Annotated in this window: 11 protein-coding genes and 2 pseudogenes; 10 read left to right on the forward strand and 3 right to left on the reverse strand. The window is 60.3% G+C overall.

What is annotated here, in order from left to right:
- The first annotated feature begins 73 nt into the window (after nt 1–73).
- From EV286_RS31245 to EV286_RS31280, 9 genes and pseudogenes are all read left to right on the forward strand, one after another.
- Nucleotides 74–1,036 carry a LysR family transcriptional regulator gene (locus tag EV286_RS31245; RefSeq protein ID WP_132961127.1) on the forward strand — a complete coding sequence of 321 codons (963 nt, stop codon included), beginning with the start codon at nt 74–76 and terminating at the stop codon, nt 1,034–1,036.
- A 389-nt stretch (nt 1,037–1,425) separates the two neighbouring features.
- A pseudogene (locus EV286_RS32840) lies at nt 1,426–1,536 on the forward strand (alkyl sulfatase dimerization domain-containing protein); the annotation flags it as partial.
- A gap of 12 nt (nt 1,537–1,548) precedes the next feature.
- A complete protein-coding gene (locus tag EV286_RS31250; RefSeq protein WP_281041153.1) occupies nt 1,549–1,947 on the forward strand; it encodes an alkyl sulfatase C-terminal domain-containing protein in 399 nt (132 codons plus the stop codon).
- A gap of 23 nt (nt 1,948–1,970) precedes the next feature.
- Nucleotides 1,971–2,207 carry a hypothetical protein gene (locus tag EV286_RS31255; RefSeq protein ID WP_132961128.1) on the forward strand — a complete coding sequence of 79 codons (237 nt, stop codon included), beginning with the start codon at nt 1,971–1,973 and terminating at the stop codon, nt 2,205–2,207.
- Nucleotides 2,208–2,791: 584 nt separating this feature from the next.
- On the forward strand, nt 2,792–3,694 hold the full coding sequence (locus EV286_RS31260) for an AraC family transcriptional regulator (RefSeq protein WP_132961129.1): 903 nt from the start codon (nt 2,792–2,794) through the stop codon (nt 3,692–3,694).
- 565 nt (nt 3,695–4,259) lie between these two features.
- On the forward strand, nt 4,260–4,823 hold the full coding sequence (locus EV286_RS32235) for a (2Fe-2S)-binding protein (protein WP_245500900.1): 564 nt from the start codon (nt 4,260–4,262) through the stop codon (nt 4,821–4,823).
- Nucleotides 4,820–5,797, forward strand: coding sequence for a xanthine dehydrogenase family protein subunit M (locus EV286_RS31270; RefSeq protein ID WP_132961131.1), 978 nt, complete (start codon nt 4,820–4,822; stop codon nt 5,795–5,797). The genes EV286_RS32235 and EV286_RS31270 overlap by 4 nt, the downstream gene beginning before the upstream one ends.
- Nucleotides 5,794–8,010, forward strand: a complete 2,217-nt coding sequence (locus EV286_RS31275; RefSeq protein ID WP_132961132.1) for a xanthine dehydrogenase family protein molybdopterin-binding subunit — start codon at nt 5,794–5,796, stop codon at nt 8,008–8,010. The genes EV286_RS31270 and EV286_RS31275 overlap by 4 nt, the downstream gene beginning before the upstream one ends.
- Before the next feature lie 241 nt (nt 8,011–8,251).
- Complete coding sequence (locus tag EV286_RS31280; protein ID WP_132961133.1) at nt 8,252–8,572, forward strand: DUF2934 domain-containing protein; 321 nt, start codon at nt 8,252–8,254, stop codon at nt 8,570–8,572.
- 926 nt (nt 8,573–9,498) lie between these two features.
- Here the strand turns inward: EV286_RS31280 and EV286_RS31285 are convergent.
- The 3 genes from EV286_RS31285 to EV286_RS32690 all read right to left on the reverse strand — a co-directional run bounded on the left by EV286_RS31285 (nt 9,499) and on the right by EV286_RS32690 (nt 10,567).
- Nucleotides 9,499–9,738, reverse strand: a complete 240-nt coding sequence (locus EV286_RS31285; protein ID WP_132961134.1) for a DUF982 domain-containing protein — start codon at nt 9,736–9,738, stop codon at nt 9,499–9,501.
- 95 nt (nt 9,739–9,833) lie between these two features.
- Entirely contained in the window at nt 9,834–10,064 is a 231-nt protein-coding gene (locus tag EV286_RS31290) for a hypothetical protein (RefSeq protein WP_132961135.1), read from the reverse strand.
- Between the two features lie 314 nt (nt 10,065–10,378).
- Nucleotides 10,379–10,567 carry a hypothetical protein gene (locus EV286_RS32690; protein WP_132961136.1) on the reverse strand — a complete coding sequence of 63 codons (189 nt, stop codon included), beginning with the start codon at nt 10,565–10,567 and terminating at the stop codon, nt 10,379–10,381.
- A 132-nt stretch (nt 10,568–10,699) separates the two neighbouring features.
- Between EV286_RS32690 and EV286_RS31300 the strand changes: the two are divergent.
- Nucleotides 10,700–11,105: pseudogene (locus EV286_RS31300) on the forward strand (SDR family NAD(P)-dependent oxidoreductase); the annotation flags it as partial.

Consider the following 11,105-nt stretch of genomic DNA (forward strand, 5'->3'; position numbering starts at 1 on the left):
GTTGTGGATGGCGTCATGCTATTCATCTAATCAGGAATAACAATACCATCCAAATTCAGGAGACTTCTTCTTCATGGGCAGCAATGGTCGTTTGCAGCACAAGGCAGCAGGGATCGAGGAGTTCCTGCGCGTCGCTGAAGCCTTGAGCTTCAGTCGTGCTGCGGAATCGCTTGGACAGGCATCATCTGCAACCTCCAAATCGGTCGCTCGTCTGGAGGATAGGCTCGGAGTCCGGCTCTTTCATCGCACCACGCGCAGCGTCAAGCTGACCGAAGAAGGTTTGATGCTGTATGCGCGCGCAAGCCGCTGGGCCGATGAACTGGATGACATGCAAAGCGCGCTTCCCCGGGACCCTGAAGAGTTGGGTGGCCTGATCCGTCTCGAAATGCCGGTATCGCTCGGCCGCGCTCTGTTCATGCCTCATCTGGGTCGTTTTCTGGCAGAACATCCGAAACTGAAGGTCGAGGTCCGCATGAATGACCATCACGTGAACCTCATCGCAGAAGGCGTGGATTTGGCGTTGCGTCTCGGCCAGCTTTCAAACGCAGATCTTGTATCGGTGCCCCTCGGATATCTGCGGCAGGGAACCTACGCTTGTCCCCACTGCCTTTCTCGCTATGGCCACCCACAGTTCCCGAACGATCTTCTCTCGCATCGACTGATCGCCTTCCTGCCTCCCTCGGGCCGTCACAGATCGATGCTCTACATGACTGACGGAAGTGAAATTGTGATCGATACCCGCAGCGCTGTCGCTACCTTCACCAATGGTGAGGCGCTCGTCGACGCCGCGATTGCCGGTATCGGCATCGCCCAGGCACCGGAGATTTTCGCCCGACAAGCAGTCGCCAGAGGCGAGCTCGCGCAGATCTTGGCCGGGCAGGACGCGCCCGGCACACAGGTCCAGCTCGTCTATCCGTCCCGCAAGCAGTTGCCCCGACGCGTCCGGGCGCTGATAGATTTCCTGATGGACGCGTTTTCGGGTGAAAGCCTTTCGGGTCAAAACCGAGCACTGATCACCGATCGCGCTCCCGTATGACGTCGACTATGGGAATTTTCGCCTCTACAGCACTCCGGGAGACGCCGGATGGATCGAGGACAACAAGGCAATCATCCGCATTCAGCACTAAAAATGGCTCCCCGAGGGAGTTCTGCTCGGAAAGGGTCTGGCAGCGCCGTTCCGCTGAGACGGAGATGGCTGTCCGCCGACCCCTCGGCCGATGACAAAGCTGACGGCCTCCGGCTGGCGAAGTTCCATGATGACCGCGATGCGACAGCTCTTCAAGCTATCAGATCTTGCCGACAACGACATCGAGTTCAAGGTGCCATGGAGCAGATTTCGCGGACCGATGAACAGCGCGTCAAGCGGCCGCTCGACGCCATTACGCAGACGGATCGCAGAGAGGCTCGTTCCCTGTAGTCTTCGCCGACGCCAACAACGTCGCGGCCAAGCAGCTTCTTGCCGACACCTACGAGCAGTTGGGCTACCAGTCGGAATCCGGACCATGGCGCAACTTCTATCTGACGGGTGCTCGCGAGCTACGCGAAGGCGTGACCGAGCTCCCGGTTCCCAATACAGCAAGTCCTGACACGATCAGGGCAATGCCGATCGACATGTTCTTCGACTTCCTCGGGGTACGGCTGAACGGGGACCGCGCAGCGGGCAAGACCATCGAGATCAGCATGGAACTGACCGACATGAACGAAAAGTATGTCGTTAGCGTCGAGAACTCGGCGATCCACTATTCCAAGGACAAGAGCGCACCGAGCGCGGACGTCACGATCGTCACAACCCGCGAGGCGTTGAACGACGTGATGCTCGGTACGTCGACGATGGAAAAGCAGGTGGTCGAAGGCAAAGCGAAGTTGACCGGTGACCCAAAGAAACTGTCGGACTTCGTTGGCCTCCTCGACAACTTTCAATTCTGGTTCAACATCGTGACCGCGTGAGCCCGAAGGAGCCGCAATCTCATGTGCACTATATGCTCGTTGACGATCGAGAGAACGGCGAGCGGGATTCCATCGTCGTGATATCGCAGGCTGCAGCGGGGGAGATTGCCAAGGGACGCCTGCCTTTTGCACAAGGGCAAGTGTCCGGCGTCGTCTTCGTGGACGCGCTGGATGTATCGGCTCCCTCAATCCGTTCCGCATTCATGAGCGCCTATCCCGTTGGCGCGTTCAGTGACTTCATCTGTACCGAGGTGGCGTGAGCAATCGAATTTGCGCGGGTCGCTGCTACTGGCCGAATTCACGCAGTGGTTGCCATGTCCGCAGCGGGCTGGTAGCAGCTATTTGACCACGGCCGCTTAGCGCCTTCATTTCGGTCCTTAAATGTACTGCTGCCTGTCACCAAAAGCTGACATCCTTGATGACATAGCCGAGGGCCGACCGAGCATTTCGGCGTATGTTTCTAATTCGCTCGGTCCGATGATCCCTGCCGATTTCCCGCTATGTCCCGATGTCGGTGTCGACCACTGCTTTTCAAGACATTTTCTTTTGGCGGCGCCAAGTCGGCCTGCGTGCGCGTGTCCGCAATTAGCGGCAGCGCGGCTTGAGTTCGCTGGATCCGCAAACCTTCTTGCGAGCCCGGCAAGCGTGGGTGCTTTCAGTCGTCATCTCCGATCGCTGTCGCTCTCGCTGGATAGCTGCGATTGCACTCTGTCATTCGTGACTCCCGGACAGACATTGCACTTGCACATAGTCCCATTGCAGGCCGTGACCAGCTTCAATCCGCCGGAATGGACTCTGGTACAATCGCCGAATTATTATCGGAGCGCAAACGAGAGACGCCGGCATGGAGAAGCACGTTGAAAGCCCCGATAGGTTCGAAGGAATCGAGCCACCGTCCTCGCTGCAGCTCAGTCATCTCGTGACCAGCGGTGGCATTTTTGGTCGGCTCAAATGGCGGGAAGACGTAGGAGGCGTTCCTGTGCAAATGGAACAGGCCCATGGCTATATGGTCTGCTACCAGCGCGAATATCTCCCGGTGCGCCAAGAATGGGTTGACGGCAGACCGCTAGCAAACGCGCCCGTGGCTCCCGGTCAATTCATGCTGCTCGACTTGAGAAGACAGTATATGGCGGTAAGCCCGGTTACTGTTGACTGCGTTTCCCTTTTTGCCTCGCATGATGCGTTGGTCGACTTTAGTTACGAACACGACCTGTCGCCGTTCTCGGGTCTGCGGGTGGCGCTCGGAGCAACATATACGGACCCGATCATGCGCCACTTGATGGAGTGTCTGGTCCCTGCCTTCGAAGCCCCCGAAGCAACGTCCCGACTTTTCCTTGATCAACTTATGCTGACGCTGCTCACTCATATGACAGCGGTCTATGGCGATCACACCCGCGAGATCCGCCCTACAAAGGGTGGTCTCGCGCCGTGGCAGGAGCGTCGCATAAAGGAGCTTTTGCTTACCAGTTTACATGGTGACATTGGGCTCGATCTACTTTCCAAAGAGACTGGTCTTTCCCGCGCCCACCTCGCACGCTCCTTTAAGGCGTCTACGGGAAAATCACCGATGATGTGGCTTCTCCAGCAAAGACTCTGCATGGCTAGGAACATGTTAGTGAACTCGAACCTAACGCTCTCCCAGATTGCGCACGACTGCGGCTTCACCGACCATAGTCACTTCTCCAGGGTCTTCAGCAAACACTTCCATGCCTCTCCTGGAAAATGGCGGCGCAAGCAAAGGCTGTAGCATAGCAATCACTTAATACTCTGGAGTGGTTTCAAGCTTTTGTGTTCACAGAAACCAGCACTCATGTACACATAACAGCACTAATGTACCTCGCCACCGATGGGCCGCCGAATATCCTGCTCACCCGGAGAAGCTAAATCATCCGGAAAAGAGGCGCGCCCATGCATATCACCACTCATCGAGCGTTCGGCCATCGCCGCGGACCCAAGAAATCGGCGTTCCGGGCAATATCGCAATCCTTGACGCCGGCGCTCATCTAAAGGCTTTCGGCCGTATGAATGGGGCGCCAGTCGGCTCGATCGACGTGGCTCTCAAAACAACGGCGTTCCTCCAGATACCGACCGAGATGGTCGGGGAATTCTGCAAGTCCGGAGGGGATTCCCCCGGACTCAAAAAGGCGAACGGCGTCCTGGTCGTTTTTGGTGGTGGAAATGTGATTGAAGCTTTCAGACAGAAGGAGAACTGTATCGTGCCAAGCCAGGCTTCGAACTCTGACGACAAAGCCGGCGACGACAACTTCGCGCCGGCCGATCTTCTTTCCCAGTACTACCTCACCCGCCGCGACGTGCTTCAGGCATCCGCGGGCGCGGCAGCACTCGCGGTGTGGCCGGTCTTTCCGAACATCGCCAGCGCCCAGCAGGCTTCTGCCGGGCTTGGCGAAACGATCGACCTCACCCTGACGGTCAATGGCGAGCCGGTTGCGCTGAAGATCGACCCGCGCCTGTCGGTGCTCGACATGCTGCGCGAACGGCTTGCCCTGACCGGCACGAAAAAGGGTTGCAACCAGGGCGCCTGCGGCGCCTGCACCGTGCTCATCAACGACCAGCGCGTCAATGCCTGCCTTGCGCTTGCGGTCATGCATGAGGGCTCTTCCATCACCACGATCGAAGGCGTTGCCAGCGGCAGCGAATTGCAGCCCATCCAACAGGCCTTCATCGAACACGAAGGCTTCCAGTGCGGCTACTGCACCCCCGGGCAGATAATGTCCGGTCTCGGATGCATCAGGGAAGGCCATGCCGGCTCGCGCGAGGACATCAGTTACTGGATGAGCGGCAACATCTGTCGGTGCGGCGCCTATCCGGGCATTGTCGCCGCCATCGAGCAGGCAGCACAGGAGGACCGCACATGAGACCGTTCGCCTATCAGAGGGTCTCGTCCGAGGCTGATGCAATCGCCGCCGCCGCTGCCGGGGCGCGATACCTGGCTGGCGGCACTACCCTTGTCGACCTGATGCGAGAAGAAGTCGAAACACCCGAAAGCATCGTCGACATCAACCGGCTGCCGCTCACCTACATCCGCGCTGAGGGAGACGGTCTGGTGATTGGCGCGCTCGCCCGCATGTCGGAAGTCGCCGCCAGCGAGGACGTACGCCGCGTGCAGCCGCTGATCGCCGAAACGCTGATCGAGGGCGCCTCTCCGCAACTGCGGAACGTCGCCTCGATCGGCGGCAACCTCCTGCAGCGTGTCCGCTGTCCCCACTTCCGGATGCTGGATGCGCCGTGCAACAAGCGGGCGCCCGGCTCGGGCTGTTCGGCGATCGACGGACTGAATGCGGGCAGCGCCATCCTCGGAACCAGCAATCACTGCATCGCCACCCACCCGTCGGACCTGGCTGTCTCGCTGGTGGCCCTCGATGCGACGCTCAACGTACGCGGACCTGCCGGCGCGCGGAGCTTCCCCGTGGCGGAACTTTTCCGCCTGCCGGAGGACACGCCGCATCTCGAACATACCCTGCAACCCGGCGAACTCATCGTCGAGGTGCGCATCCCCGATGGCCCCTATTCCCGGACCGCCCGGTATCTGAAGGTCCGAGACCGGTCGTCCTACGAGTTCGCCCTGGTGTCGACGGCGGCAGCCTTGCAGGTCGAGAACGGCACCATCACGCAGGCACGCATCGCCGCCGGGGGAGTTGGCACGCGTCCTTGGCGCATGACGGCGGTTGAGGAGGCGCTCGCCGGCAAGCCGGCGACGCGCGAAAGCTTCGAGGCGGCGGCAGCCGTTTCCACAGAGGGAGCGCAGGCCCAGTCCGGCAATGCGTTCAAGGTCAAACTTCTGCCTGCGACGATCGTCCGGGCACTGGAGATGGTGGGAGAAGGCGCATGACCACTTCGATCGGAACCCCATTGCCGCGGGTCGACGGACATCTCAAGGTAACCGGGCAGGCCAGGTACGCCGCCGAGTTCAACCAGCAAGGGCAGGCCTACGCCGTCATCGTCGGCAGTACCGCCGGCCTTGGCCGGATCGAGGCGATCGATGCCGCTTCGGTCGAGCGGATGCCGGGTGTCGTCGCCGTCATCTCGCATCTCAACGCGCAACGCCTGCCCTACGATGCCTATCGCGGCGCCATCGATCCGCCAGCCGGCGAACGCCTGCATGTGCTGCAGGATGCCGAGGTGCGCTTCTTCGGACAACCGGTGGCGATCGTCGTGGCCGAGACGCTCGACCAGGCGGAATATGCCGCAAACGCCCTGAAGATCACCTATGCCATCCAACCGCCTGCGGTCGATGCCCACAGCGCCGACAAGGTGGTGCCGGAAACCGCCCGACGGCCCGGATCGCGGGTGCACGCGGACATCGAGCGCGGCGATGCCACGGCAGCGCTGCAAGCGGCGCCGGTCAAGGTCGATCTGGAATATGTGATCCAGCGCGAGAACCACAATCCGATGGAGCCACACGCCACCGTCGCCGCCTGGAATGGCGACCGGTTGACGCTATGGAGCAAGAGCCAGTTCGTGGTGAACGAGCAGGCAGAAATCGCCGCGGTCTTCGGCATTCCCCCGGAAAACGTCGAGGTGATCTGCCCGTTCATCGGCGGCGCGTTCGGCACCAGCCTGCGGACCTGGCCGCATGTGACGCTCGCTGCCCTGGCGGCGCGGCATGTCAACCGCCCGGTGAAGCTGGTGTTGACCCGCAAGCAGATGTTCTTCACCACCGGCCATCGCCCCTACACCATCCAGCGCATGGCGATCGGCGCAACCACCGACGGCAAGCTGACCAGCATCATCCACGAGGGCTCGGGCGAGACCAGCCGCTACGAGGAGTTCATGGAGGCGCTAACGGCGGTTACCTCCTTCACCTATTCCTGCCCCAACGTCCGCACCAGCTACAGGCTGATACCGCTCGATACCAGCACGCCGACCTACATGCGCGGTCCGGGCGAAGCGAGCGGTGTGCATGCGATGGAATGCGCCATGGATGAACTCGCCTACAAGCTCAACATGGACCCGCTCGAGTTGCGCCGGATCAATGAGCCCAGCAAGGACGAGGGGCGCAATGTGCCGTTCTCCAGCCGTTCCATGCTGAAGTGCTACGATATCGGGGCCGAACGCTTCGGCTGGAACAGGCGCACGCCAGAACCGCGTTCAATGCGCGATGGCCGCCTGCTGATCGGGTACGGCATGGCGACCGCCTCCTATCCGTGTCTGTTCGCGCCCGCCAACGCGCGGGTGCGGCTGATGCCCGATGGCACCGCCGAAGTGGAGGCAGCCGCAAGTGACATGGGCCCGGGCACATACACGTCGATGACGCAGGTTGCGTCTGACTTCCTGGGTTTGCCGGTGGAACGGGTGAAGTTCGCGCTCGGCCGTTCGAATTTCCCGGCGACGCCGCCGCACGGCGGCTCTATGACAATGGCCTCGGTCGGTTCGGCGGTCCGGGCGGCTTGCCTCGAGGCACAGGAAAAGGCGATGGCGGCCGCGGCGCGCGACGGCAGCCCGCTCTCCGGGCTGCAGCCCGACCACCTCGAATGGCGAGGGGGCGCGCTATTCGTCAAGGGCCGCGACCAGGCCGGATTGTCCTATCAGGAGATTGCCGCTTCCTCCGGCGCACCGATCTTCGGCGAGGGCAGCGCCGCACGCGACGCGGAGACCGCTAGCGGCTACTCGATGCATGCCTTTGGCGCCGTGTTTGCCGAAGTAGGGATCGATCCGGATGTGGCGACGATCCGGGTCCGCCGGATAGTGGGTGCATATGGTGCCGGGAAAGTGGTGAACCCGCGGCTGGCGGCCAGCCAGTGCACCGGCGGCATGATTGGCGGTATCGGCATGGCGATCATGGAACGCACGGTGCTCGACCGGCGAAACGGCCGACCGGTCAACGCCCATCTCGCCGACTACCTGGTCCCGGTCAATCTCGACACGCCGCAGTTGGAAGCACACTTCGTCGATGAGGAAGACACGCTTGTCAATCCGCTGGGCGTCAAGGGCCTGGGCGAAATTGCCCTGGTCGGGGTGTCGCCGGCGGTCGCCAACGCCATCTATCACGCCACCGGCAATCGCGTTCACGAACTGCCGATCATGATCGAGAACCTGCTGTAGCGAGATCGCTATTGGCACGCCGACCGCACCAGCACGGATGCGGCATGTGGCGGGCGGATACGCAGATCGAGACGGCTTGCGCTTCCCGCTTCACTGCGACGGTGGCCATTTTCGCAATTTTCCGTTGTCTTCGGCCTTGATCGCTGACTGAACCCGACGGTCCTGCATCTTTTGGTGCCAGCAGAAAGAAGAGTATGCGCCAAGAAACGCGGAGGCGAAGCCGTATGCAGCGTCGGCGGCAATGGCCAAATGTCGCACTCTTCCGCCCGGAACGTGTTGGTTGCGTCAGACTTATCCTCAGTCAACGCAAGGAGACGAAGATGGACGATCGCGAGCAAAACAGCGTGAACGTGCCTACAAAATTTGGGAAGACGAGGGGAATCCCGACGGCCGGCATCTCGACCACTGGCAGTATGCCGAGGAACAGCACGAAGCGACGGAGCAAGACGCTGCCGCAGTCGCAAAGGCAAACCAGAAGGATTCCGAGCGGGCTGCAGGGACGGATGGAAGGTCACGGACTGTGGGGGACATGCAGCCACCTTCCACGCCTACCGGCGACTAGAGACGGCTCCGGTTGACTGCACATCCGCTCGCGCCGGTCCATCTCGCGTCAGGTTAGATCGTGCTCTCTCCACCGATGACCGACACAGCCCGCGATCTAACTCCTGAAATCGGACGCGAACCGTTCTGAACCTTTAAGCTCGTCGACTGACCGAGGGAAACCAAACCGTCGTCTGGGTTTGTCTGACGATCGCGCGGCTGACGGCACAAAAGCGTCTTAATAAAGGACCTGGCCGATGACGCTCAGATTTTCGCGAACGCGACAGGAATTTTGGTCGCCCAGCCGGCGTGACCACCTCCGCCGCGCTCATCAGAATTCCAAGGATGCGCGAAGCTTCGTGGACCGTCTCGACATAGGTCTTTCAGCGACGTGTGTCGGCCGCCACGCCGAGTGTTCAGTGAGATCGTGGAGCCGAGGCGCGATATTGTGGGGAACAATAACCAACTTCAGTGGTTCGCCTCACATCAATCAACACCTTGGAGGAGGAACCAATGATTGTTCGTCTTATCGCTGTGGCCGCGCTGGCCCCTGAGCGTAGCCGGCACAACATTTGCACAAACGAGTGAATCTGGCAGCAGTTCGGAGAATACCCCGAATTCCGCTGCAAGTGGCGGCAGCAGCGCCCCCGGCGGCGCGACGAAGGGATCTTCCGACTGCCAGGACCGGGATCAGTCGGCCACTAACACCAACGCCGCACCGACTGAGGCGTGCGCGGATAAGAAGTGACGATGAGTAAGTTTCGGCTAGGCAGTCAAAATCGGGACATCGCCTATTATCTTGCCATCGTCTCGATCGCCTTTATCATCGGCTTGCTCATGACCTAGAGAAGGGCCCGCCGGTCCCTACGGCGGACCTTTCTCGAGAGGAGCTCAGGTTATCGTCGTCCCAGTATCCAACTGGCGGACGGCATTTGCATACGGGGCTTTTCAATCCTTGAGTTCCGCCTCCTTGATTGCAGCATCGAAATGCTCGCGGGCTTCTTCCGGACTCTTACGGCCCGCTATCGCAGCTCGGCATGCACTGCGCGCCGAGATGTAATGAAGTCCGCGGCGGTTAGGCCACCGCTCGATCAGCCAGATAAGCGCCTCGAAAGGCCCGGCGATGGATATCTTTCCTCCCGTCGGGCTGCGGAACTCGATGGGTTTCCTCCATGTGATACTGCTCATTGTGATGCCTCCTCCTACACACTGTTTTTTCGGCCCAATGAACGCACGAATGCCCAGTCGGTTCCCAGGACCTGCGTTCTTCGATGCAGACCCGGCTAAGGCTTTGTTGCAAAAGCACGCCCTGCCCCGACCAGCGCGATGAGCTGATTAACGTCGTGCACGCCTTGCCGGTACAGCGCAATTATCGTAGCGCCCAAATGCTCGGCCTCCGGCGCTCCATCCTCGATTTCGAGGCTGGCTCGCGCAGCATCAAACGCCTGCCGACATATTGAAAGATCATCCGAATTGAGAGGATGATCGTGATTGCCCAGATATCTCTGAATCATCTCGTCGACCCCTTAAATAGAGAGATCCGAAAGACATAATTTCGGGAGAGAACGATTTCAATACAGAGGCAATCTAGGCCGGCGCAAAGCGCACGTCGCGGCCCGCCATCCCGCCCGATCGCAAACCGCTGGTCGGTGTAACGGTTTTTGCCGAGACTTCGAAAGAAGCTTCACCGGCATGCCGCGCTCGTCGACGCTCGTGCAACCCGATTAAATGAGTTCCCGCCTCGCGCTCCACCGTCGTTCCTGCTTGTGGTGGCGGGGCTCGTAATCGTCGAGGTTGCCTTCGCTCTTCGTTTTTTTTGGTTCGCCAGTTATCGGAATTTTGGCAGTCTCGGCGGAGAGTTGGTCTGGATCTCGTGGAGCGGAGCATGCTTGCCCAAGAGCTTCTGAAGCTTCCGTTCCTCTGCGGGGCCGATGCCAAACTTTCTGCAGTGCTCGACAACGCTTCGATCATTGGGGACGGGTATGCGAACCTGGCGGTTATCCTTCGAATGTGACATCGCGAGTCCTCCTGGCACGAAAACGCCCGGCCTGGCCGACGGTTTCATGATCCGCCAAAAATCAACGGCACGCATACGCCAAACCTTTTGGCGTCTTCCTCGTTATACCTCTTCAATCGAAGAGAGATCGGTATGTCGTCGTCCACCGTACAGAAGCAACGCGAAATCCAAAAGCAGGTCGCGAAGGCCGACAAAAAGGAAAAGCCTAAGGCGACCGGGGCCATGCAAGCGGGTGCGCGCCACTATCCGGAGCCGCCGTTTCCAAAAGTGCATCAGCAGAAGCCTGGCTCGGAAGCCGACCTTCCATTGGCTCCGATGTACGATGCACCCTTCCACAGGGGGTCGAAAAGCTCAAGGGCAAGGCTGCTCTTATCACTGGCGGCGATTCAGGCATCGGGCGCTCTGTCGCCATCCTTTTTGCTCGCGAAGGAGCCGACGTCGCGATCGTCCATCTCGATGAAGGTCAGGATGCCGAAGAGACCAAGGCAGCGGTCGAGAAGGAGGGTCATAGGTGCCTTGCCATCAGGGGCGACGTCAA

This window comes from Rhizobium sp. BK251, from assembly GCF_004345245.1.
Classification (GTDB): domain Bacteria; phylum Pseudomonadota; class Alphaproteobacteria; order Rhizobiales; family Rhizobiaceae; genus Rhizobium.